Here is a 25570-nt window from a genome sequence, read left to right on the forward strand (position 1 = left end):
CTTCAATTATATGTTTAAGCGAAAGCGAAATCTATGCCCCAATACATGTTAGTTAGCTATCGATTAAGGAACAGCAAACTTTCGTGCATTATCTCCTTCCATGCTTGTATTCTTGTATGCCTTTATGCTTGCTACTGTAACATTTAACTTGCCATCATACGTATGTGTATAACTCATTTCGAACAATAAGGAGTACCCTACCACTATAAATAAGATGATTAGGCACTCCTTATGCGATCAACACGAATATGTTTTTTTCTGGTATATCCACCCATTCTAAACAGTCGGCTCTCCACTGTGAAGCAAACCATTTATCGTTCGGAATGGAATCGAAATAATAATGCAGACACCCTCTCCAGGGGAAGCCTTCCATGTCATACTGCCATTTACCAGCAATACACGTGCACGGAGAAGCTTCAGCCCCCGCACCTTGGCACGCTCATTGAACACAGTTGCCGCTTCAAAGCCGACTCCATCATCTTCATACAAAATAACAATTTGCCCATCTACCTTGTACAATTGAAGCTCAATCGAGCGTGCATAAGCATGGTAAAAAGAATTATACAGCAGCTCCTGCACCATCCGGAATACATGGAGCTTCATAACGGGGTACAGTGCGTCTATCCCTGCTTCAGGATCAACCTGGAACTGCACCCGTTCCGCCCACTCTGAACATTCTCCTTCGATAAATTGCCGTACCGCATTGGCGAATCCCGCCGTGTGCATAAGCTGAGGATCGAGTGCCAAGCAGGTATGCCGCAGCTTCATATTTACATCGGTCAGCTGCTTTTCAATTTCGACTGCCTGCTGCCGTGCATCATCCGCTTCCGTGCTCATTCGGATCGCATCAAGCTGAATCCCAATATCATGCAAACGTCGCATAACGGTATGCTGCAGCATGTTAGACAGCTTCCCTTTATCCTTCTCTATGGAACCAAACATTTTCTCGATTACCCATGGTCCTGTTGTTAAGGACTGGAGGGTCACAGGCTGCCGCTCGGTTTCCTGCTTTAATTGTTCGATTTGCGTATTCAGCATATGAATCATCATTACTTTTTTCATGCCGATATTCATATAGCGGATCAATTGGCGAATCCACTCTTGCTCTTCCATGTTCAGCTCTGACCCATCTTCACGATGTGCGACTACCAAATAAGCAATATACACATCATGCCGCTCAACCTCGAACCAATAAGCCGATTCCGAAGAAAATTGACCCGAGCGAACCCGACGCTCCACTTCCGTTGCATCCAGTGCACCATCAATATAGAGTTCCACATCATTGTGAGGGTTCTTGATGACGAGCGCCGCTCCTCGAACGTTCAAATTTTGAATAATGGAATAAAGGATAGCCTTCCCCCATTCCTGCATCGTATCAAGTGCCGTTAATTGACCCGTAATCAATTGCAGAGACTCCTTCAGCCGCTCATCGCTAGGAAAAATCGCTGTCGTGAGCTTCCGATTGAAGTAAGGGAAGCTGTACAACACTACAGACAGTAAAATAACAATAAAACCAAAGCTGAACACATGCTGTACAATCGTATGCGATTCAACGAAAATGATCGCATTTAGTCCAACCACGAGCGCTCCAGGAACCATCGCAATAAGGACAAGCGCCACTACACGTTTGATTACGATCTCGAGGTCGGATAATTTATGGAACTGATTCAAGTACACAAAGCTTAACGGCATCAGCAGCGTGAACCACCCCGTCAGCAGCGGCGATACAAGCGGATCCTGCCGGAACAGCATTGGAACATAGGTCAATAAAAGAATTGGTGCAAACGCAATCCCCATCCATATCCATACATAACGAATGACCGCTGCAATATGAGGGGAACCTTGACGATTGCGATAATAGGTCGACGCAACCCAATAGAAGTTGTAAGCGACACCGCTCAAAAAGAGCCAATCTGCAACAAAATTATCGATTTGATATACATCATACACATAATCGGTCAACAAGAATGTTGATTTCAATACGAAATACATGCCGACGATTCCATAGAACAAATAAATGCCTCGACGCGAGTATGTAATCCCAGCCTTCTCATAGAAAAATTGTGCAATGAAGTGCAGTAGTACGATCGGCATTAAGGCAACAGCAGACCAAATAATGATTTGCCCAATCAGATCTCCACGGAAGGTAGCCCCCATACTCATATAAATGATGATCATAATGAGCAGCAAGCAGCACAGCATCCTCATGGATAAAGCAGAACGTTTCTTCCACCATATGTATCCTGCAAGCACAATAAAAATGAATTCACTTGCGAAAGGCAGCACACCGGAAAATGGATGGCGCGGTTCATTCGCCATATCGATTAACCTGCTATGCCCGAGATGATCGATAACGATATATTCAGCTTGTTCAACGGTGTGCCATCGACGTACGGTCGGATGCTCTTGCGGCGGCTTGCCGTTAATGCTTACAATGCGATCTCCAACCTCTAGTTGCTGACGCTTCGCAAATTGGCCATTGGAAAATTCAGCAATTTTCCATTCTCCCTGCTCAATCTCTACGCGAAGCCCTAGGTACGGATATCGAACCGTAATAAAAACAAACCAGCATTGTAATAGAAGCAATACAATTAATCCTATTTTTGTAAACGTTTTCAAGTATTTTGATATGATATCTATTTTTTCCATCCCTTTTCTTTACCCCTGACGGAAGTATCATTTATCGACATTTTTCATCATAAACCTTCCTTTATTCTATCGAACCCCTCCTGTAACTTCAATGCAGGATTTGTATGAATTTTGCATTTTCACCACCAAAAATGATAGAATTCATGCTAGAATGAGTATTGTTTTTATCTTACCATTCGACTTCTTTCGAGGTGATTCAATGCAACCAACAGCACAGACAGAACGCGACAGTGCACGTCGCTCCCGAACGAAGACGAGCGGAGCTAGCGCCAAATGGTTTCTCCTTTTCTGGGTCATTATGATCGGCATTGGAGTAACTGCTACCTACTTCTACAGCACCCATATGAAGAAATCGATGCTTCAGGAACTCCAAGTGCAAACCCAAGCCCAGCTACAGCAAGTCAAATTAGACTATGAAAAGCAGCTTGGCGAGTTAAATAAGAAGATGGACGCCATGCAAAGCAAAGTTCAATCGTTCAATGAACTACTTACGTTTACGAAAGATAATACTTCGAACAAAACAGACAACAGCAACAAGCTGTATACTCAATTGAACGAAGTGAAAAAGCAGCTGGCAGCGCTGCAGAAGAAGATGGATTTGTTGAAATAACAAGCGAGGCGGTTTTTATGAAGTTGCAAGTTAAAGTAGTCAACCGAATGTTCATGATGATTACCGCACCCTTTCTTGGCATGATGATATGGATGCTGATTTCTTCGCAAAGTGTGTCGCTTCAATTAGAGACTGCGCCGCTTGCTGAGCCGGCATCATTCAATGAAAAGCAGTCCCGAGTATCCTCACAATTAGATAAGGCTAAGGAGATAGCTGTCCACACCGTTGAATCCGTGCGTCATATTTCTACCTTGTATAAGCAAACGACGACCACGATGAATGACATCGTCCTAACGGCAAGCCAACAGGCTAAGCGTCCGGAGCGAATCTATGATCAACGGATTACAGCTCGGCTGGGCACTCCTCAGGAACGCATCGACAGTGAGAAGCTTCGTGCGGAGCTATATATCATTAATCAGCCAACCTATCGCGGATATGCAATGAAGGTCAAGTTGAAGGATCCTAAAGCGATGCGAATGACACTTGGCCATGATGAATATGGCGGCTCGGAGACAACCATGCAGGCCGTGAAGCGCTATAACGCGGTTGCTGGCATTAATGCTGGCGGTTATGCAGAAAGCAGAGGCAAGCGTTATCCGCTCGGAACCACCGTCATGAATGGCAAGTATATCTCTTCCTTTGAGCCGAGCTTCAAAAATTTGTCCTTCGTTGGGATGGATGTTAACTCTCGATTGATCGGGGGAAAATTTTATCAGAAGGAAGAATTGGACAAGCTCCAGCCAAAGTATGGGGCAACGTTCGTTCCTGCCTTGCTCAAAAATGGTGCAAGTCTCACGATCCCTGATAAGTGGAAGACATCTCCTGCACGGGCCCCGCGCACGGTTATCGGCAATTACAAGGATGATCAACTGCTCATTTTAGTTGTCGACGGATATAATGAAAGTGGAAGTTCAGGAGCAACCTTGGAAGAATTACAGCGGAAGCTGGCCAATCTTGGTATCAGGGATGCATACAACCTGGATGGCGGCGGATCATCGACACTTGTGTTCAATGGCCGGGTTGTGAATACGCCATCTGATGGTGAGATGCGCTCTCTTCCTACTCATTTCTTATTCTTTAAGTGACAACTTGCGCAACAACCTGCTTTTCATATTTTCATTTTGGTATGTTTTGGGTATAATAAAAGCATCCATTGGGGGTGTGCATATCATGTCCGTAACATTTTGGATTATTATGCTCGTATTCGCCATGTTCATTACGGCTATGCTGACTGCTGGCTACAATGAGGATAAGACGAGCGGCTTGTAAGAAGAAGAGGCTTTCCGAATCCGGAAGGCTTCTTTTTTATGCTTTATTCTTGGAATGCTTTATGTAAGATGAGACTTTATGTACGATTTCTAAATCTGGATACATCAGGTTCGATTGACACCCGTTACCTATCTTGATACAGTAGGAATAACGAGGCATTTCGCCCCCGATGGGGCGAGGTGCCTTCGTGCATATGTAAGGTTTTTTACATTTAATGGTCTGCAGAAGAAAGGAATGATGCAATGATCCAGGTTAAAGAGTTTGTGGATGTAAGTGCTGCAACAGCAGAAGAGAAGGCTAATGATTTTTTGGCCACGCTGCTGGAAGAGCAGGTGATTGAGATTAAATACTCGGCTGGGTATCGCTTGAATCGCGATATCTCCGAGCAAAGAAGCTGTATATTGGTTGTTTATCGGACAGCTAGCGTTCCTGCTGGGAAGCACGAACCATAGCTGCCCTCACAAATTGCGATAAGGGAGAGTATAAAAGATGATGCAGCAGTTTCAAGCAGTGACACGGAATATTGAAAAACGAAGCGAAGTCCGGCAGCTTCGCTCTGAAGGGAGAATTCCATGCGTTCTCCTTCAACAACAAGCCAGTGTGAACCTTCACATGGATGCCAAAGCGTTCGCCCTATGGGTTAGAGATGCGGCTCACAACCAGTTGGAGTTGAGTATTGATGGGGCAAATCCAATTACGGCACAGGTTCAAGAGATACAACGTCACCCTGTAACGAATGATATTCTGCATGTTGATCTGCTAGCATGCCAATCTACTGCACTTGCATAGAACAAGGCTCAGAACGGAAGCCATAATGTCAAGGATAGGGAATTCCCTATCCTTGGCTTTTTCATCATATGCTCTACTCCTGCGGACAAGCTTCCGACATGTGAACGCATGAGCATCTTTGTACAATAGAAATAACCCATAAAAAAGAAGCACCACCGAATGTGATGCTTCGCTTCCATGTTTCTCTCTATCTTGCCAAGTGGGTCATTTCGTGCATGCATTGCGTGCATATGTAACGATCCTTAAAATCCGCTACCCCGTCCATTGAACCGCAGAATACGCACTTCGGACGATAGCGCTCGAGAATAATATGATCTCCTTGAACTAAAATTTCAACAGGATCCCCCTCGTTCATCTGGTAACGCTTCCTAAGCGACTTAGGCAGTACAATGCGTCCCAATTGATCGACTTTACGGACAACACCGGCAGGTTTCATCAGTTCCACCTCTCTTGTATATACTCTTCTCTCTTGTTTACCCTCGAAACTACTGCCCCTACTACTTCGATGCTCCGATCCAAAATCCTGCTGAAATTTGTCAATTCAATTCGTTTTTATTCAATTCTTGTAATTAGGTGCTAATTACCTCAAATTCATGAAGTCTGCCTGACGCAGTGCTTCATACACGACAATTGCCGCCGCATTAGACAAGTTGAGCGATCGAACCTTGTCTGTCATTGGCATGCGCATGCATGTCTCTGGATTCGCATCAATTATTTCCTGAGGAAGTCCTTTCGTTTCTTTGCCGAACACGAAAAAGTCCCCATCCTGGAAGGAAAAGTCACTGTAGCAGTTATCTGCTTTTTTCGTCGCGTAGAAGAAACGTCCATCCTTATATTTCTCCTGCAGCTCCTGGAACGAATCATAGTAATGAATCGTAACTGCATACCAATAATCGAGCCCCGCACGCTTCAAGGTTGCATCATCCGTTCGGAACCCGAGTGGACGAACCAAGTGCAGATGGGTGCCCGTTGCAGCGCAAGTACGCGCAATATTTCCTGTGTTTGCTGGTATTTCTGGTTCAACTAATACGATGTTGAATGCCATCTGATGTTCACCTCACATTTCATTGTTTTATTATACACCAAGAAGGCAAGCCTATTGCTTTGCTTCCTCTTCCATCGCATCAGGATCGAAGTTATCTTTACACAATATTTACATCGATCGAATTGACACTGAATTTAGCATGAATTATTATAGTTCTACAATCGAATGGTTCGACTCTCGAACCATAATAAATGACAAGGGAGTTATTTTCATGAATCGAGATGCCAAAACCATTATTGAACGGTATATTGCTGCAGAATTTACTGTAATAAAGCATTTATTTAATGAGATTGGAGAGGCGATTCCAGATCATCTAACGATCGACCAATATCAGATCATGTGTGTACTCCATCAGCGAGGCCAATGCACCTCCACCGATCTGGCTGAAGTATTCAAGGTCGTAAAGAGCTCTATTACTGCCATTATTAATCGACTTGTCGATCGCGGATACGTTGAACGGACGCCTGCTGAGGAGGATCGGCGTGTAATCGTACTGTCCTTAACGGAGGAAGGACGAACTGTATTAGAGCATGCGGACAAAAAGGTGCAGGATATTGTCGCCTCTTATCTGATTCATTTCAGCGAAACGGAAGTTGAAGCCTTCATCGGAGCGTACGAGAAGCTCGCCCGCTTGATGAAAGAAGGGAAGAATCAAAAATGAGAATGATACTGAGAGCAAAATGGGCTGTATTGGCAGCCTGGATTGCGGTTGCTGTTATTCTTGCAATAGCAGCACCGTCGCTTAGTGAGCTCGTGAAGGAGCATGGTACGATTGGCGTACCTGACGGCTACTCCTCTGCAGAAGCGATCCGCATCATGGATGAAGTGTCCAATGCGAAAGGCAATGTGCATGAAACGAGTATGGCACTGGTCTTCCATAATCCAAATGGAATGACTGATAAGGACACCAAAGACATTCAGCAAGCTATTCAACAGCTCAATCAAAACAAAAACAGCCTTCATATCGTCTCCATGCTCGAACCATACGGACAGTCGGAATTAAAGGCTAAATTAATTTCCAAAGACAACAAAACTGTACTCACCTCCCTATTAGTCAGCACCGAGACAGCGAATCCCGTAGAGATTCGTGATCAAATCAATAAAGAACTCGCTTCTACTTCTGTTGAGCACTACATTACAGGTCAAAAGCTGATTGAAAATGACCAACTCGTCAGCTCACAAGAGGGCTTGAAGAAGTCGGAACTGATTACCGTTGTATTCATTCTAGCCATCCTATTTTTCGTCTTCCGCTCAATCGTCGCAGCCTTCATTCCGCTGCTAACAGTCGGTCTGAGCTATATCATTTCACAATCCATTGTCGCATTTCTTGTCGAAAGCACCCAATTCCCGTTATCGACGTTCACGCAAATCTTTATGGTGGCTGTCTTATTCGGAATTGGAACGGATTACTGCATCCTGCTCCTCAGTCGGTATAAGGAAGAGCTCGCTAAGCACGACGATCTATGGGATGCGATTGCCGCCACGTACCGTACTGCCGGCAAAACAGTCCTCTTCTCCGGAATCGCCGTACTTGTCGGTTTTTCCGTGATTGGATTTTCCGAATTCAATTTGTATCGTTCTGCCGTTGCAGTTGCCATTGGAATTGCGATCATGCTGCTCGCGTTAGTAACGGTCGTACCGTTCTTCATGGCCGTGCTCGGCAAGAAGCTGTTCTGGCCAGCGAAGAAATCGATTGAGCATAAAGAAAGCCGTTCGTGGGGTGCCATTGGCTCATTCTCACTGCGCCGACCGCTGGCAGCGATGCTCGTGGTTGCAGCCGTCACTGTTCCGTTCCTAATATCCTATAAAGGTGAAGTATCGTTTAACAGCTTGGAGGAAATCGGAGATAAATACGATTCCGTCAAAGCCTTTAATATTATTGCAGACAGCTTCGAGCCTGGCGAATCCATGCCGACCCAAGTCGTCATCAAGAGCTATTCCCCGCTTCAGGTGGGCGAATATATGGCCGTAGCCGAGAAAATGAGCCGAGAGCTAATTAAGGTAGATGGTGTATCGGGCGTTCGCAGCCTTAGCCGACCTGCAGGCGATGAAATCAAGGACTTCCAAATTACCGAACAGGTCAAGACACTTGACAGCGGCCTGTCCAAGGGAAATGACGGATTATCCAAAATTAAAGATGGATTGTCCGAAGCAAGCAACGAATTAAGCAAAAACGAGCCTAAGCTCAAAGAGGCAGCTAGCGGAGCAGCACAGCTTACCGTGGGAACACAAGAACTGAAATCCGGAATCAAGCAGTTGAATGACGGACTTGGTCGCATTGAATCCGGCATTCGCGATGGTTCTGCCGGTGCCGGCCAACTGCAGCAAGGTCTGAAGCAGGCCAAGGAGAGTGCGCAAAAGCTGGCCCAAGCGCATCAGAAGCTGCTCGATACCTATAAGCAGATTGGGCAAGGTCTTACTGAAATAACAAGCGGCGTTGGCCAAATGAATACACAGTTCAGCGAATTGACCAAGTCGCTGCAATCGTTAACGGGCCGATTCGCAAGCTTGGAGGAACGCTTCCCGGATTTGTTGAAAGACGCTGATTATATGACAATTCGCGGTACCGTAACCGCTGCTGGGCAAGGGGCAGCCCAATTATCCGGCGCTCTTGGACAGATGCAATCTACATTAGCGAAAGTAAACGGAGGCATGGCTCAGGCGAACCAAGGCTACGAGCAAGCCACTACCGGCCAGAAGGCGCTGGCATCAGGGTTCGATCAGCTCATTGCAGGCATCTCGCAGCTAGAGTCAGGTCTGAAGCAGGCAGCCAATGGCCAAGGCCAAATCATTAGCAAAGTACCTGGCATCATAACAGGACTTGATAAACTTCAAGCTGGCCAAAAACAGATCGGAGACGGCTTCTCGCAATTATCGGATCAGATTGGCAAGCTGACGACCGGCTTGAAGGATGGAGCCGATGGATTGACGCAAGTATCGGATGGGCTTAACTCTGCTCAGGGATATTTGCAAAATGTAAGTACAGCGCCCGATAAAGAGCTTGGCGGCTGGTTCGTCCCTGATGAGGTATTATCGAATGACGCCTTCCGCAAGGCGCTCGAGATGTACTTATCCGAGGATCACAGTGTAATGACCTTAGACGTCATCTTTGCTGATAATCCATATGGAACCCCGGCTATTGATCGAATCGACGCTGTGAAAGCAGCTGTAGATCGCAGCGTGAAGGGAACTTCCTTGGAAAAGGCGACGATCGCAGTTGGCGGTGTATCGAGCACGTTTGCCGACTTGAAGCAAATGTCTGGTGAAGATTATATGAGAACCGTAACGTACATGATCATCGGTATATTACTCATCCTGATTGTCCTGTTCCGATCCATCATTATGCCGCTGTATATCGTAGCATCCTTGCTGCTTACCTTCTTCACTTCGATGGGAATTACGGAAGTGATCTTTACGAAGATGCTGGATTACTCCGGGGTTACATGGGCAGCTCCATTCTTCGGCTTTGTTATGCTGATGGCACTTGGCGTCGATTACAGCATCTTCTTGATGGAACGCTTCAATGAGAATAAGCATCTGGATGTGAAGGATGCAATCCTATACGCGATGAAAAATATGGGGACGGTTATTATTTCTGCCGTAATCATCTTAGGAGGAACATTTGCTTCCTTCTATCCATCAGGCGTACTGTCCATGATGCAAATTGCAACCGTCGTATTATCCGGACTTACACTGTATACGTTCCTCATCCTGCCGTTCTTCGTACCCGTCATGGTCAAGACGTTCGGTTCTGCCAACTGGTGGCCGTTCTTCCATAAGCAGCAGGACGAGAAAGCGAAACAGCAAGTAAGTGCCTAAGCTGCTTTTCTACGTCACGTGAGTATTAATCCATTGAAACTCCATTGATCGCATGAAATACATCCGCAATGTTGAAGAGGAACCGAGCATCGGTTCCTCTATTTTTTACACCCAGTTTACGTTTGCTTAATATGCCGCTGACGAATATCCTTCATAATGTTGGTATATGACATTCGATCGGTAAACAATTTGGCGTACGATATCGAATGCAGGAATTCGTTCAACCGATTACTTACTAAATGAATTGTGGGAGGGACTATTTTGAAATCCAAAATTTTAGTTGTCGATGACGAACCTTCAATCTCTACCCTCATTGAATATAATTTGAAGCTGGCTGGCTATGACGTTCTGTGTGTCTATGATGGGGAAGCTGTATTTGATGTTCTATCCACTTTCCGTCCAGATTTGATTATCCTTGACCGCATGCTGCCGAAGAGCGATGGATTGGAAGTATGCCGCAAGCTGCGCGTGGCGAACAATATGGTGCCTGTTATTATGCTGACAGCGATGCAGGAAATAGGTGACAAAATTGATGGATTAGATAATGGCGCTGACGATTATATGACGAAGCCGTTCTCCCCGCAGGAGCTCATCTCCCGCATTCAGGCTGTCATGCGCCGCATCCGTTCCCTCCCTCTTGTAGATGAAGGACAGGTGTACCAAATCGGCAGTCTGCACGTCATGGCGGATCAGCGTGAAGTGAAGCTGGAAGGCCGGGATGTGGAGTTAACTCCGAAGGAGTTCGAACTGCTCGTCTTCCTATGCCGTCATCGCGGCAAGGTATTGAGCCGCCAACAGCTGCTACACGGCGTATGGGACTATCACTTCCTCGGCGATACACGCATCGTCGATGTGCATATTAGCCACCTGCGCGATAAGCTGGAGAAAAACGCACGCAGCCCTGAATATATCATGACGATTCGTAATGTAGGCTACAAGCTTACAGAACCGACAAAGCGTCACTTAGCCTAACTTATTCCTCATTTCCGATATAACCCCGCCTGTTTCCCCGAGCAGGCGGGGTTTTTATTTTTCCTTATAAATAACCGCAAAGGGCGTATAAGACCCCTTCATTACAAATTTCCCTCCAACCACTGCGTTAATTAACTTTGTTAATTTACTATTCGCATTTGCACTCGATCTAAGCTGTTCATTACAATTTAACGCTTTCAATCGCATTCAGTATCTTCAATTTCAATATTCCTGCATAGTCAATCCATTACGCTATTATGAATGAACGAATACAATTCCATGATCCTGGAGGTTACTATGGCTAATATTGTTAAAATCAGAGCAAGTGTATTTATTCCAATGTCTTGGACGGAGCCGAAGCAAGAGTCGGATACGGGAAATATCATTCAATACGAAGGCGACACCCGCGAATTTACACCTTATGCCGTAAATACAATGCGTTCCAGGGTTGAGCAAGAAGTTGTTGTTGATTTGTATAAAAAGGAAGTATTCTCCTATTCGAATACCGGCATAACAACAGAAAAAGTGACTCGGCCAGATGGTTCTGTGAATAAAAGAACCGGCAAAGCCAGTACAGAGGGGATTTTGTGTAGCCATATTCGTTGGGGCTCTAATGAAGTCATGTTTCAAATGCGTGCAAGTGCCAGTAATCCATTACTAGCACTTGCGCCTCCTGTTGATTATTTATTACGCATACGAGTTACAGAAAATGGTGCCGTTGAAGTTGAGGGCAGCCATGATGGATTCCCGTGTTTTGAATTTTATAAGCAAGTAGACTTTGGATCATTTGAACAAATCTATATTCATGATTTCAGAGAAACCGGAGATACCGCTCAAGCTCTGGCCGGGGAAATGGAGTACCATTTCAAAAAAGTGTTATAACTACAATTTGCGCTCTATATAGGCATACAAAAAAACGAGTTAGCAGGAGCAACTTCCCACTAACTCGTTGTTACTTATAAGAACAATGATTTCACTTTTCCCTTTAGCCGTTGCGTTGTTGGAAGTGCTTCATGAACTGCGCAAGCGCCTCACAACTCTCGTATGGCACCGCATTATAGATGGAAGCGCGAAGCCCGCCAACGCTGCGGTGTCCTTTCAGACCTACGAATCCTGCTTCGCCAGCTTGCTTAATGAATGCCTTCTCGAGCTCTTCGTCCGCCAAGCGGAAAGTCACGTTCATGAGGGAGCGGCTTCCGCGCTCCGCGCAGCCGCGATAGAAATCTCCGCTAGCATCAATCGTGCTGTACAAGAGCTCTGCCTTAGCAAGGTTATCGCGTTCAACCTGTTCAAGGCCGCCGCGCTCCTTCAGCCATTGCAGCACCAAATTGACCATGTAGATGGAGAAGGAAGGTGGTGTATTGTACAAGGAATTATTTTTATAATGCGTGCTGTATCGAAGCATGGATGGAATCGTCTTCGGGCTGCTCGCGATCAGGTCTTCTTTCGCAATGACAACGGTAACACCGGACGGCCCCAGATTCTTCTGAGCGCCTGCGTAGATCATACCGAACTTGGATACATCTACTGGACGGCACAGAATATCACTGGACATATCCGCAATAAGCGGTACAGACCCGCTGTCTGGATAGGCTGAATACTGCGTTCCGCCAATCGTTTCATTCGAAGTAATATGCACGTAGGCCGCATCCTCCGGTACAACAACCTCTTCAGGCGCCGGAACGCGCATAAAGCGATCCGCTTCTGTCGAAGCAATAACGCGAGTTGCACCAATCAGCTCGGCTTCTTTAATTGCTTTTTCCGCCCAGCTTCCGGTATGTACATATGCGCCTACTTTACCTTCAGAGAGCAAATTCATCGGCACCATCGCGAATTGCGTGCTTGCTCCGCCCTGCAGGAACAATACATCGTACCCAGAAGGAATGCCCAGCAGCTCTTTCAGCAATTGTTTCGCTTCATTGTGAACCTGTTCATATACCGCTCCGCGGTGCGACATTTCCATAATGGACATGCCTTGCTCTTGAAAATCCACGAATTCGGCTTGTGCCCGCTCCAATACAGCCAGCGGCAGCGCAGCCGGCCCTGCATTAAAATTGTACGCGCGATGTTGTCCCATCGGTTTCTCCCACCTTTGTCTCCATGACTAGCATGTTCATAGGCGCCCATGAAATGATCCGAACGTCTTCTGCTAGCGATATTTTATCGATAATGATAGCAGTATTTGAGTTCGCCATCAAGGAGCAATCCAAACGTTTTGCAGTTGATTGACATGGATGTCGAACGATTCTCATAGACAGAGAGGCATAATAGGGCTCATTCTTTTATGCTTTGCCTACGGATTCCCCCTTAACAAGGGTAACGTAGACGCGTTCATGCTCGACCTTCTCATCAGCAATCATTTTTAGCAGTTGTTCACATGCGAGCGCGCCCCACTTATGTTTAGAATAATCGATGGTTGCGAGGCGCGGCTGCATATAACGAGTCAGCTCAATATTGTCGAACCCGACGACATGAATATGCTCGCCGATACGAAGTTCTGTATCCGAAATACGATTGCACAGCCCCACCGCCATTTCATCGTTTAAGCAGAATACAGCAGCCGGCCTGTTGTACTCCTGCAAGATTTGCTCAGCAGCCCTCTCACCGCCGCTTTTGTTGAAATCGCCGACGATTTCAATCCACTCCACATTCGCTGCTCGATCCGACACGAGCTTCACGGCCTTCATCCGCTGCTCGGAATCAAACGATCCGGGCGGGCCTGTCACAATATAAATCTTCTGGTGCCCCTGCTCCACCAAATATTCCGTCGCCAAGGAGGCGCCCGCCTTGTTGTCCAACAGCACCTGATTAATGTTCGGATGATCCAATTCCCGATCCAGTACCACGATCTTATGGTTGCGATCAGCGTACATAAGCAATTCCTCGCTCGTGAACGTCTGATCGAGAATGACGGCCCCGTCTATCATTCGTTCCGGCAGCATGCGGTGTGACTGCTTCCCGCTGCATACGATCAGATCATAGCCTTGCGCATTGCATACCTTCTTCATGCCGTCCAGCAATTCGCCATATACTTCGCCCTTGAAGTCCGTTAAAAAGGCTCCGATGATCTTTGTTTCTCTCTTTTTCAAATTGCGGGCAGCAGCATTTGGTACATAGTTCAATTCTCTGGCAATAGCCAATATTCTTGAGCTTGTCTCATCCGTCACCTTGCTGCTGCCGTTCAGGGCATAAGATACCGTAGAAATCGACACTCCTGCTTTTTTGGCGATATCCTTAATACTGACCACTTGTCCTCAATCCTCCGTTTGGTAACCAATCCTTCTTCCTTATGATGTTGCATCCGTTCGGATGCCGCTTTGTCTTACTGAGATGTGCCGATGTCCGTTCACGCTCTTCAGATGTCCTTTCCCTATTGTAGCATTATAGAGAAAAGGACGATCCGGAAAAGATCGCCTTTGCCTTCCTTACATCCATATTTCAATCCGATTTGCACTGCTTTTCAATTCGCGCTCCACATCCGCACTGGCAATCTGTATGCCACCTCGCCGATACGGGTTATTCAACCTCTCCGCATTCACCTGCATCCCATTTATCGCTACGCGGCTCACGCCACCGCCTGCAATATGATAAATGAAGGTAACCTGTCTTCCGTCAAAATGGTAGTCAAAATGCAGCCCGTTCATCGTGTTCGGAAGTACAGGATCAATGACCAAATCGCCTTCAGCCTGCCGAATGCCAAGCACATTCGCAATCAGTTGATTCATATAGATTCCTGGACCGCTGGAATAGATTCTCCATCCGCCCTTCACCTGCACCGCTCCGCTGCGAAGCGCGTCCATATTCTCCTGCGCCTCATATCGGGTATTGAACTTCCCGTCTGAACTGCTGAAGTAGGCATTGCTTTGACGCAGCCCCGCATTAGGGACGACCTCACAAATGCCAACGGGATTAATCGTCTCCAATCCGCGCCAAGCATCGTCCGCACACCCAAGCTTCGCCATCGCTTCAACATAGCGAATATGCGCATGCACATACTGCAGTCCTACCTCGCGTCCGAAGTTCGAAGCCTGCTCAGCCCGCTTGAAATGCGTGCTGACGCCGCCTGCATATTGAGCCGGTCGATTCATTAGCCGTACACCATCCGGGAACGACAGATGATCCTGAATCAAACGATAATTAATGCGTGCCTGCTTCTCATCTACCAGTTCGGCAATAATACTGCGCGTCATTGGCAGAAGCCGGTATTGAATACCTGTCTCCGTATCCGTCGGATGCAGCATCAGCTTGGCATGCGCTGGATCTTCCATATAGATGAAGCCGGGAATGACCTCCGTGTGCAGCATGTAGCGTTTGTAGTCCTGTTCAATGCCAGATGCGATCTCTTGCAATTCCTCAGCCAGCTTCTCGTTTGCTGCAAGCAGCACATCAGCAAATTTCTTCATTGCTTGATACGTAAGCGCTACGGTCCAACTACTAATCATATATTTCTTCAACTGCGCATTCGCCGGCTGCAGCGTATCATCCCAATCTCCATCGCCATAAGACGATAAATGCGTATCGTGAAGGAAATGCTTACGAATATAAGAGATTTCCTTGATGGCGTGCTCCAGTATGGTCGCCTTATCCGACGTGAAGTTAAAACGCTGCTTCATGGTATAAGGAACCTTTTCCTTCAAAATACTGTAATCCCCGGTTGCCGTCAAATAATCGCCCAGCACTTTGAGCGGCCATACGATAATATCTCCGTGGCTCTCCTCCTGCTGCACCGTAACATACTCATCGAACATAAACCATTGCGGCCAGTTTCCATCGTCCTCATATTGATGGGAATAGACCATTTTCACAATATCCCGCACTTGCTCGTACTTGTGAGTAGCCATGAAATATTCAACCGGCCCCTGGCATACGTCCCGCGTTCCCCAAGCCGCTCCGCCATACTGTTCTAGTCCGTGCGGTACTGCATAATGAACGAGCATGTTGTGGGTGTACCACCACGCCAAGGCATTCATCTTGAACAGTTCATCGGACTGTCCCACTCCGTACGAAAGATGGAATTCGTTCATCAAGCTTTTCAAAAAGGCACGGTATTCATCCATTTCAGTTTGGATATCACGTATCGTCGGGGAGTGCTCCAAATTCGCTGCACGCTCTCGTCTATCCAGCAATCCGTGGATCGTTAACGTCCATTCCTGAGTCGCATCAAGCTGCATGACAACAAGCGAAGCGTCACCGGATTGGATCCCGCTTGCCAGCATCGTCTCATCACCGATCGTCACTGGCGCCCCTTCCACCCACATGCGATATTCAAGATTCGGGCACACCTTAGCGCTAAGCGATTCCTTATTGGCATGGAAAATCAGCGTACCGCCCTCCTGCTTCATGTGAACTGGAAGCTCGTACTCGTTGACATTCATCGTCACTTGATTGGTTACCACATACTTGTAGGCCGTTCCACTCACAGAGCGGACGTCCAAGTGGATCTCAGGCGCATCCGTTGCCGTGTAGTTCGTCACAATCAGCATGTCGTCGTCTGTCTTGTAATACCAGCGTGCGTAGTTGAAGCCCATCTCGAACATGGATGGCATTGCGAGCAGCCGATACTCTCCGTTCATGTGCACGTAGACGCGTTGTCCCGCCGTCTTTGGCACGTTCAGCGGGTTGCGAGCATTGCTCATCATTTTATTGAAATTGGTGTTGCCAACCACCACATGCGAGTTGAATATGCCGTACATATAAGCAGTCGTCGTCATGACCTGCGCGCCCAATTTCACGCTGTTTCCGCTCATTACGATATGTCCATGCGGACGTTCGACGAGAAGCTCCTTTTCCTTTAGCACGACATGCTCGTAGGTGTCTGTGAAAAAGGACAACAGCTTGCCATCCATGCGCTCTTCCTGATATCGTTCCGGGAAAAGTGCCTCTACTTCTGCTTCTGTCATCGAAAGCGTCCGCAGGGGTTCAGCCATATCGGCATTGAATTGGACAGGATTTAACGGATTCGATGCTGCATTTTTTTCGTTCGCAGCTATATGACTTGACTCGGACAAGTAAGCTTCCCATGCCTGCCCCACCTCGTCCCGATACTCCAGTTCCGTTATTGCGGCTGCATGGTCTGCTCTGTACAGACCATAAAATACAAATCGCTCTTCCCCATGAAGCGTAACTCGCTCCGATTGCAGCGCAGTATAGGCAAATTCATACTGATACACTTCATTGGAAAGACAAGGTTTGCTCACACTCGCCGGTATGTTGGTTTCCTTATAGGACAATCCAAAAAATTGAAATCCGTCGGTCGAGTAGCCAATTGCGCGGCTGAGCGCTCCCTGCTGCATATATGGGAATGCTCCGCCTTGCGGTTGATTCTGGCGTGAGCAGACAACACAGCCGATCTCTTCATCCTCGAAGACAGCATGATCAATATATTGCGACAGATACGCCTCGTTGCTTCGTACCGCACCTATTGAAGCAATGCCAAGATCTTGACCATACAGGATATCGACGGTTATCCCCTCCCCACGTACAGCAACATCCCAGAACCAAATGCCCTCTCTCATAAGTGCAAAGGTTACCTTATACGCCGCTCCCTCAACGGCTCCTTCCCATACTACCTGATTTCCTTCCGTCCGAACGGCACTTCGCGAGCGAATCCCGAGCAGCGGATAGAAACGGATACCCGAATCGTCGTGAATCCGTAAATATAAATTGTTGAGCGAGCCATCAAGCGGACTCGTTACCAACTGATTGAGCATGATCTGCCCGCTAACTGCTTGATGCAAATCACCGCTCGACCAAAACGAAAAGTACAATTCGCCGGCTTGAATCGTAAACTTCGACTGCGTTGATCTCTCTATTGTCGTCATGTCTGCCCTTCCTCCTATCCCAGTCATAGCAAGTCTTCTTTTGTTTCTATAAATCTAGTTCTAGTAGTTATTCTAGTAAGGCTATACCTTTTTGGTCGTTCATCTTTTTATTCCTAAATCAGCATCAGCGAACGAGTCGGAAAGAGTCCTGCAATGTATCACGGCTGTTCGATCCAACATGTACCTGGAACATTCCTTCATCGCTTGCCAAGCGAAGATCGGAATGGTGATATCTTAGCTGCTCCTCGGTTAAGTGGAAGCGGATTTCCTTGCTTTCTCCTGATTCCAACTCAATCTGCACATAGTCCTTCAGCTCGCGCAGCGGACGAACAACCTCGCCGGATATGTCGCGGATATACAGCTGCACCGTTTCCACACCTGCTATCGCTCCTGTGTTCGTAACGGTTAGGCGGATTTCAAGCTTCTCCTCATCTGTTATCTCGCTGCTGGAAAGCTCCAGATTGCTGTAGGCGAACGATGTATAGGACAATCCGTAGCCGAACGGAAGCAGCGGATCATTCGAGCAGTCGATATATTTCGAGACATAGCGTTCATCCGTCTTGCTTGGATTCAGCGGCCGTCCTGTATTGAAATGATTGTAATAAACCGGCACCTGCCCAACCGATTGCGGGAATGACATCGTAAGCCGGCCTGACGGATTCACCTTGCCAAGCAAGATGTCCGCAACAGCTGCTCCGCCCTCACTGCCAGGGAACCATGCCTCCAATACAGCATCCGCTGATTCGATGACACCATGCAGATCAAGCGGGCGTCCGTTGAACAAGACAGCAGCCATCGGCTTGCCAAGCGTCTTCAGCTGTTTCACTAGATCCAGCTGCACTTCCGGCAGACGAAGATCCGTACGGGAGGCGCCTTCACCGCTCATCGCGGATTCCTCGCCCAGCGCAAGCACAATGACATCCGCGGCAGCAGCCGTATTGAGCGCTTCCTTCAACTGAGCCGTTGTCATACACTCGATGCCGCATCCAGCCGCGATGCTCAGATGACCGCTTGGCAGCCGCTCCAACAAGGCATCACCCAGCTTCACTGCATCCTCCTTCGCACCGACACAGGACCACCAGCCTAACACGTCCTCACTCTGAGCGAATGGTCCAATGAGTGCAACCTTGGTATTAGGCTGCAGTGGCAGCATGCCGTTATTTTTCAACAGTACGCAGGATTTGGCTGCCAGTTCGTAGGATGCCTTGCGATGCTCCGCGCAAAAAAGAATCTCGCGCTCCCGTTCCGGATTCGCGCCGCGCAGCGGATTCTCAAATAGGCCCAGCTTGTCCTTAAGGCGCAGAATACGCAGCACCGCTTCATCGACAAGCGCCTCATCTACCTTGCCTTCGCGGATAAGCCCCGGCAAATGATGTACATAGCACGGCGTCATCATCTCGATGTCCACGCCCGCTCTTATAGCACGGAGAGCTGCCTCGCGATCATCCTCAGCCGCACCGTGAGCAATCATTTCCCGTATGGAAGCCCAGTCCGAAATCACAACTCCGCCGAAGCCCCATTCCTCGCGCAGAATGCCGCGCAGCAGCTTCTCATTGCCTGTCGCCGGTATACCGTCGACGGTATTGAAGGAAGACATGACCATCTCGCAGCCTTCCTCCAGCGCTGCCTTGTACGCAGGCAAGTAATATTCGCGCAGAGCCCTTTCCGACATATCAACCGTGTTGTACTCGCGGCCTCCTTCCGGTGCCCCATAAGCGGCAAAATGCTTCACGCATGCAGCCAGCCGCTCCGAATCTCCCTTTATATCGCTGCCTTGATAGCCGCGCACAAACGCCCGCGCGAATAAACTGTTCAGATGCGGATCCTCGCCCGTCGTTTCCATCACTCTTCCCCAGCGCGGATCACGCACCAGATCGACCATTGGTGCGAACGTCACATGAATGCCTGAAACTGCCGACTCTCGCGCTGCGATTGCCGCGCTCTGTTCTGCGAGCTCCGTATTCCACGAGCAGCCGATCGCGAGCGGGATCGGGAAAATGGTCTTGAAGCCGTGAACGACATCGGCCATGAACAGAAGCGGAATGCCAAGACGGCTTTTCTTCATATAATTCTGCTGCACATCGATTACAGCCTGCGCCCCGGACAAGCCAAGCACAGAGCCGCTCGCTGCAACCATCTGCTCGGTTATGCCCATTTCTTCCATCGGCCCCGTTACCTGTCCTTCGCTGTCTGAGCCTTCATGGAAATGTCCCGTAAGCTGCAGCAGTTGGGCAATCTTCTCTTCCAATGTCATCTGTTGTACAAGCGCTTTAAGTTGTTGATTATCCATAGTAGTTCCTCCACGGTTCGAATTTCTCGTATGAAAGATCATTGACTGGTCATCATTCGAAGGGATGTTCATTTTTCATTTCCTTAAATAGTGCTTCTCCTTCCTCAGGGACTTGCGCAATACTTGACTCCGTTGTGCGTGCGCCAAAGAGCAGCAATCATCGATTGTGCAAATTCCTCATTGAGAAGAACAATATTGTGGAAAAGGAACCCGGCAGCAGCAATCCCTGTCCTCAATTGGCATACCGGGTTCATTCAAACAAATCGTACCTATTTCAAATTGTTCAACTCATCCAGAGCCGGCTGTACGAGTGACATTTTGCTCTCCACCCACTTTTTCCAGTTCGATTCCAGATCACCACTCTGCAAAATAAGATTCGTGTACTCCGTCTCGTAAGTGAAAGTTGCCTGGTTCTTTACCTTGGAATCGTGCAATTGAACCGTCCAGTCATAGGCGGCCAGCTTACCGCCCTCTTTGCCCAGCTTCGCCTTGTTCTGATAATGCAGAACGGAGCGGTCGCGATATTCCTTCTTAATCGCCGGGTTAATGATGCTGAAGTCGTCTCCTAATAAATACAGCCCTTCAAAGCGGCTTGGATATTTGTCCTCAAGCGATGTTCCTTCCGGCAGCAGGCTTACAAGCTCCTTGTTGTCGCCGTATTTCCAATCCTTGCCCTCGAAGCCCATGTTCAATATCATTTGCCCTTCTGTGCTAGTCGAATAATCCAATAAGTCCATAACTCGTTCAAACTTCTCTTTACTGATGTTCGGCGAGAAAATGAGTGCCGACCAGAAATTTGCCTGCTCCAGATTTCGATATTTGCCGTCGTCGCCAAGCACGATCGCAGTATGAACAAGATCGTCGCTGCTCACGCCCAGGTTTTTCTGCATATCCTTATCCACGTCTTGTCTAAAGGAAGCCAGACCGCCAAGGCCGGCTACTGCCGCTGCGCCTTTCACGCGGAAGTTGTCGCCTCCCTCGCTGTTTTTCCATGTATAGAACTCAGGATTCAACAGTCCTTCCTTGTACGCCTGCTGCATCAGCTTCAAGCCGACAAGCGTTTCTGGATCCGCTGGCCCCCAGTGATATTTTCCATCCTCTCCTTTATAGAAGGCAGACTCCACACGGGAATGCTCACTGTTCGGCATAATGATGTTCACCAATGCATCTCCTGCATTGAAGGAAAGAGGGACCAGATTCGCGCCGACCTTGCCCGGATCCTTCTCCTTCACCAGCTTGGCAAACGTCATTAATTCACTTGTCGTATAGGCATCCTTTAATTCAAAGCCGACAGCCTTTGCCCAGTCCTTGCGCAGGACAATAACGCCGTTTTGGTTGACAAGCGGATCAGCAGGCTTGTTCTCGTAGTACACGGGACGCGGCAGCAGATAAGTGCCGCCCTTCAGCTCTTCCAGCTTCTCGCCAAGCCCAGTCAGCTTGTAGGCAGTAGCCACGTTCGGCCAGCGCTCCTTCCAATCGTCCGGGAACTTGTACAGAAGCCCTTGGTCGATATAGTTCACCGCGTCGCCGTGAATATAGTTCCATGTAGCCACGTCAGGAAGATCGCCGGAGCTGACCCACAGCCGCAGCTTTTCCGCCCATGAATCCCATTCAATGAAGTTGTAGTCCCACTCCAGATTGAATTTATCCATCCAGAATTTGTGGAACTCATTGTTCAATTGTCCGTCCTTCAGATTAATGGTGCTTGCCACGGAAATTTTGAGCTTATCCTTGTAATTTCCGTTTTCATCTTTCTCGTTGCCCCCTTGCGCCCCCTCCTTCGAGCATGCTGTAGCCAGCAGCACTACCAGACATAGCGAGAGGAGAAGAATGGATCTTACCGACAGCTTTTTGTCTGCTTTCATGTTTTGTCGCCCCTTTTTAAGATCGAGTTCAATAGGTCACTTTTCAGCACCGAGAAGGTTGCAAGAACTCGAAGCTTATGCTTCCGAAGTGAGCTTTGCTGCGCAAAGCTTGTAAGGAGCAGCGGAATGTAGGCAAGACTACATGAGCAGCTAAAATGTTTCTGAAAGAAACATACTTCGAAAGCATACGCTCTTCGAGTGAATGCAAGATTCGACGCCGATTCACTTCCTGTACATTATTTTCTTCGTGATCAAAAGCGACCTATTTAAACTACCCCTTTAGATTTTTGATGCATATTGCCGTCATACCATCATGCAAAATAACAAAAATCTATGTGTATCATCAGGTCTTAATTGCCCCTGTTAACACCCCTTTAGCGAAATGCTTCTGAAGCAGAGGGAAGAAGCACATGATAGGCACCATCGTGACGAACACTGCAGCCATCTTCATCCCCGTTGAAAAAGCTTGCTTGCCGACAGCACTTACGCTTGAAGCATTAGATGCGTTCGTCGTCGATTCCACAATAATGGTGCGAAGCACGTTCTGCAGCGGAAGCTGCTCTGCCTTGCGCAGGAAGATCATCGCATCATACCAACTGTTCCAATATGCGACGCCATAGAACAGCGTAATGGTTGCCATAATGGGAGCGGCCAGCGGAAGCACGACTGAGAACATAATTCTCCATTCGCCCGCTCCGTCCAAGCGCGCGGATTCCATCAGCGATTCTGGAAGACTGTAGAAATAGTTCATCATCAGGATCATATTGAAGGCGCTGAAGCTGCCGGCAAAAATGACAGACCATAATGTCCCGGTCAGATGCAGGGATTTCATGATCAGGTACAGCGGGACGATGCCACCGTTAAAGATCATCGTGAACAGCACGAGAAAGAAGATAATCCGTTTGCCCGGAAACTTGCTTCTGCTAAGTCCATAAGCCATGCTGCTCGTCAGGAACAGGCTTAACGGCAAACCGACAATAAGCAGCTTGAAGGTGTTCCAGTATCCCATAAGAATACTTCCGTCCATGAAAAGCGCCTTGTAGGAGGCCAGCGTCGGATTTTTCGGGAACAGCATGAACGGATTGTCGGCGTACTCCTTCGGTGTCGAGAATGAAATCATAATGACATTCCAGAATGGAATGAGAATCAACAGTGCAATACCAAGTAAAATGAGAAATAAGATGTAGTCGAGGGCAGTCATCTTCTCCCTGCGGAACGCTGACCGCCTTGCCGTTTTCTTGCTCATTGTTGCATTCCCTCCTTATCGGAATAGCCCGTCTCCGCCCAGCATTTTCGCTACTCGATCGGCAGCAAGCAGCAGGATCATATTCACCAGAGATCGGAACAAGCTGACCGCCGTTGAGAACGAAAAGTCGGTTGAAGATTGGAAGGTGATCCGGTAAATGTACACATCCAGCACCTCGGACACATTTTTCGTAGCTGCATTTGCCAAGTTGAAAATTTGATCAAAGCCCGAGGACATCAGTCCGCCCACGGACAGAATGAACATGACCGTGACGGTAGGCATAATGTTGGGCAATGTAATGCGGAACACCTGCTGCATCCGTGACGCCCCGTCAATCTGGGCAGATTCGAATTGATCCTGATCGATTCCCGAGATGGCAGCCAAATAGATAATGGCTCCCCATCCGGTCGACTTCCAAATGTCCGTAAGCAGCAGCATCGGAACAAACGTGCTCTCTGACCCAAGGAAATTTATCGTTGGCAATCCAAGCAGCGCTAGCGCGCTGTTCACAAGTCCATCATAGGCCAGTACATTAATGACAACCCCTGACACGATTATCCATGACAAGAAATGGGGAAACGTCAGCACGGTTTGAAATACTTTTTTCGCGCGCTTCATTCGGAGCTCGTTAAGCATGAGTGCCAGCAGGATCGGGAATGGGAATTGAATAACCAGCTTAATGATGTTGATGTACAACGTCCGCCAGAGCGCATCGAGAAAGGCGGGATCACGGAACACGTACTTGAAATTTTCGAATCCGACCCATGGACTGCCCCAAATGCCCAGGTTCGCCTTATAATCCTTGAAGGCGAGCGATAAGCCGCCCATCGGCAAATACGCAAATAGTAGAAGCCAGATCAGCCCAGGAAGGAGCAGCGTATATACCATTCGATGCTTCCATATATCACTGAATAGCGCTCCCAGCTTCGATCGACTCTTCAGCTTGCCGTCAGGCCCTTGCAAGGCTGCAGATTTCACATTGCATTTCCCCTCTCAATTCGCTTCTTGTTGTCAAAAAGAAAGTCAAAGACTGTCCTCAAATGCTTCTCCCAAAATACCCAGTCATGGGTGCCTGAATCTTCTACATAGCGAAAGTGGAACCCGGATGAGGAAGCGGCATTCATGTGCGCAGCAAACGCTCGATTCATTTCAATGAAGGGGTCTTCCGAGCCGCAGCAGCACAAAATGTGCGGCATCAAGCTTCCCGCATCCATCCTCTTGGCAGCCAGCGCATATAGATCCTGCTCGGGCTTCACAAGTAAATCCACGCCAAACACCGCCTGCATTTCTTTTACCATTCCTTGGGGCATATCGGGATCGCGGAGGCGTCGCTGTAGATCTGTTACCCCAGACAACGATACTGCCTTGGCGTAGCGCTCGGGATAGGTAAGTGCGCATTTCAAAGCGCCATATCCTCCCATCGACAAGCCCGCAACGTATGTATGCTCTGGCTCGACATTCAACTGGAGCAGCTTGCTGCACAAGTCGGGAAGCTCTTCGGTGATAAATGTAAAATAGTCGAGTCCGTACGCCATGTCTGTGTAATAGCTGCGATTCGCCTCTGGCATAATTACCGTACAATTGTGCCGCTGCGCATATTGCTCAATCGTCGTCAGCCGCTGCCATGTGCTCGCATTGTCACCAGCACCATGCAGCAAATAGAGCGTACTGCTTGGAGGAATGTGCGATTCCAAGGGATAAATGACGTGAACGCTCGTGTTCATTCGTAAAATGTTCGACCCAGTTTCTATCGTGACATGCGCCATATGTAATCCCTTTCATTTTAGGATTTTTGAAATTATAGTTCTGTCCTACGTAATGTAAGCGATTTATTCGAATCGTTTCGACACAATCATAGATCTCTGATCTTTAATCTGTCAATCCTTTTTTGATGAAATTGATCAACAGGGAAATTATGACTACATTTTATTGATAATTACCCAGTTTTTGATACATAAAATAAAAAGAAAGCGATTACTATAGACTCATTGACAACGTACTAGAATCAATGACATACTTGCATTATAGATTTCATCACCATTTACCGAAACGTTTCTATTCAATGATGACGCGTGATTTCACGATTTTCATGAAGTGATTTGGATACGTTTCTACCGAGTCCATCTATGATATATACGGCAATATTTATATTCGAAATAGAATGTACACGAAATGGACTGGGGGAATATAGAACA

20 protein-coding genes are annotated in these 25570 nt (G+C 47.7%); 8 read left to right on the forward strand and 12 right to left on the reverse strand.

Going from position 1 to position 25570, the window contains the following annotated elements:
• Positions 1–276: 276 nt before the first annotated feature.
• Complete coding sequence (locus PAV_RS29925) at positions 277–2649, reverse strand: sensor histidine kinase (protein ID WP_005552196.1); 2373 nt, start codon at positions 2647–2649, stop codon at positions 277–279.
• 199 nt (positions 2650–2848) lie between these two features.
• Here PAV_RS29925 and PAV_RS29930 point away from each other — a divergent pair, with 199 nt between their 5' ends.
• The 4 genes from PAV_RS29930 (at position 2849) to PAV_RS29945 (ending at position 5317) form a co-directional block, all read left to right on the forward strand.
• Positions 2849–3259 (forward strand): hypothetical protein, encoded by a 411-nt coding sequence (locus PAV_RS29930; RefSeq protein WP_005552197.1) that lies wholly within the window; start codon positions 2849–2851, stop codon positions 3257–3259.
• Between the two features lie 17 nt (positions 3260–3276).
• Positions 3277–4344, forward strand: coding sequence for a phosphodiester glycosidase family protein (locus PAV_RS29935; protein ID WP_005552199.1), 1068 nt, complete (start codon positions 3277–3279; stop codon positions 4342–4344).
• A gap of 426 nt (positions 4345–4770) precedes the next feature.
• Entirely contained in the window at positions 4771–4980 is a 210-nt protein-coding gene (locus PAV_RS29940) for a sporulation protein Cse60 (RefSeq protein ID WP_005552201.1), read from the forward strand.
• Positions 4981–5017: 37 nt separating this feature from the next.
• A complete protein-coding gene (locus PAV_RS29945) occupies positions 5018–5317 on the forward strand; it encodes a 50S ribosomal protein L25 (protein ID WP_005552202.1) in 300 nt (99 codons plus the stop codon).
• 187 nt (positions 5318–5504) lie between these two features.
• On the opposite strand, the gene PAV_RS29950 is transcribed toward PAV_RS29945, so the two are convergent.
• Together PAV_RS29950 and trmL are read right to left on the reverse strand one after the other, a co-directional pair.
• Entirely contained in the window at positions 5505–5753 is a 249-nt protein-coding gene (locus tag PAV_RS29950; RefSeq protein WP_005552205.1) for an AbrB/MazE/SpoVT family DNA-binding domain-containing protein, read from the reverse strand.
• Positions 5754–5897: 144 nt separating this feature from the next.
• Complete coding sequence (trmL, locus tag PAV_RS29955) at positions 5898–6362, reverse strand: tRNA (uridine(34)/cytosine(34)/5-carboxymethylaminomethyluridine(34)-2'-O)-methyltransferase TrmL (protein ID WP_005552209.1); 465 nt, start codon at positions 6360–6362, stop codon at positions 5898–5900.
• A 211-nt stretch (positions 6363–6573) separates the two neighbouring features.
• On the opposite strand from trmL, the gene PAV_RS29960 reads away from it, so the two are divergent.
• The 4 genes from PAV_RS29960 to PAV_RS29975 all read left to right on the forward strand — a co-directional run bounded on the left by PAV_RS29960 (position 6574) and on the right by PAV_RS29975 (position 12035).
• Complete coding sequence (locus PAV_RS29960; protein ID WP_005552210.1) at positions 6574–7023, forward strand: MarR family winged helix-turn-helix transcriptional regulator; 450 nt, start codon at positions 6574–6576, stop codon at positions 7021–7023.
• Complete coding sequence (locus tag PAV_RS29965) at positions 7020–10181, forward strand: MMPL/RND family transporter (RefSeq protein ID WP_005552211.1); 3162 nt, start codon at positions 7020–7022, stop codon at positions 10179–10181. Before PAV_RS29960 ends, PAV_RS29965 begins: the two co-directional genes overlap by 4 nt.
• Positions 10182–10442: 261 nt before the next feature.
• Positions 10443–11153, forward strand: coding sequence for a response regulator transcription factor (locus PAV_RS29970; RefSeq protein WP_005552212.1), 711 nt, complete (start codon positions 10443–10445; stop codon positions 11151–11153).
• Positions 11154–11450: 297 nt separating this feature from the next.
• Positions 11451–12035, forward strand: a complete 585-nt coding sequence (locus tag PAV_RS29975; RefSeq protein WP_005552213.1) for a DUF3238 domain-containing protein — start codon at positions 11451–11453, stop codon at positions 12033–12035.
• Positions 12036–12138: 103 nt separating this feature from the next.
• Here PAV_RS29975 and serC read toward each other — a convergent pair whose 3' ends face one another.
• From serC to PAV_RS30015, 9 genes are all read right to left on the reverse strand, one after another.
• Entirely contained in the window at positions 12139–13230 is a 1092-nt protein-coding gene (gene serC, locus PAV_RS29980) for a 3-phosphoserine/phosphohydroxythreonine transaminase (RefSeq protein WP_005552214.1), read from the reverse strand.
• Positions 13202–13348 carry a hypothetical protein gene (locus PAV_RS35475; RefSeq protein ID WP_163979111.1) on the reverse strand — a complete coding sequence of 49 codons (147 nt, stop codon included), beginning with the start codon at positions 13346–13348 and terminating at the stop codon, positions 13202–13204. Before PAV_RS35475 ends, serC begins: the two co-directional genes overlap by 29 nt.
• A gap of 87 nt (positions 13349–13435) precedes the next feature.
• Positions 13436–14401 carry a LacI family DNA-binding transcriptional regulator gene (locus PAV_RS29985; RefSeq protein WP_005552215.1) on the reverse strand — a complete coding sequence of 322 codons (966 nt, stop codon included), beginning with the start codon at positions 14399–14401 and terminating at the stop codon, positions 13436–13438.
• Between the two features lie 177 nt (positions 14402–14578).
• Positions 14579–17974, reverse strand: a complete 3396-nt coding sequence (locus PAV_RS29990) for a GH36-type glycosyl hydrolase domain-containing protein (protein WP_005552216.1) — start codon at positions 17972–17974, stop codon at positions 14579–14581.
• 124 nt (positions 17975–18098) lie between these two features.
• Complete coding sequence (locus PAV_RS29995) at positions 18099–20264, reverse strand: glycoside hydrolase family 3 N-terminal domain-containing protein (RefSeq protein ID WP_005552218.1); 2166 nt, start codon at positions 20262–20264, stop codon at positions 18099–18101.
• 269 nt (positions 20265–20533) lie between these two features.
• On the reverse strand, positions 20534–22129 hold the full coding sequence (locus PAV_RS30000; protein ID WP_005552220.1) for a type 2 periplasmic-binding domain-containing protein: 1596 nt from the start codon (positions 22127–22129) through the stop codon (positions 20534–20536).
• A gap of 343 nt (positions 22130–22472) precedes the next feature.
• Entirely contained in the window at positions 22473–23375 is a 903-nt protein-coding gene (locus tag PAV_RS30005; RefSeq protein WP_005552221.1) for a carbohydrate ABC transporter permease, read from the reverse strand.
• Between the two features lie 15 nt (positions 23376–23390).
• Positions 23391–24353 (reverse strand): ABC transporter permease, encoded by a 963-nt coding sequence (locus PAV_RS30010; protein WP_005552222.1) that lies wholly within the window; start codon positions 24351–24353, stop codon positions 23391–23393.
• Positions 24350–25141 carry an alpha/beta hydrolase gene (locus PAV_RS30015; RefSeq protein WP_005552223.1) on the reverse strand — a complete coding sequence of 264 codons (792 nt, stop codon included), beginning with the start codon at positions 25139–25141 and terminating at the stop codon, positions 24350–24352. Before PAV_RS30015 ends, PAV_RS30010 begins: the two co-directional genes overlap by 4 nt.
• Positions 25142–25570 lie beyond the last annotated feature (429 nt).

The organism is Paenibacillus alvei DSM 29, assembly GCF_000293805.1.
In the GTDB taxonomy this organism is placed as follows: domain Bacteria; phylum Bacillota; class Bacilli; order Paenibacillales; family Paenibacillaceae; genus Paenibacillus_B; species Paenibacillus_B alvei.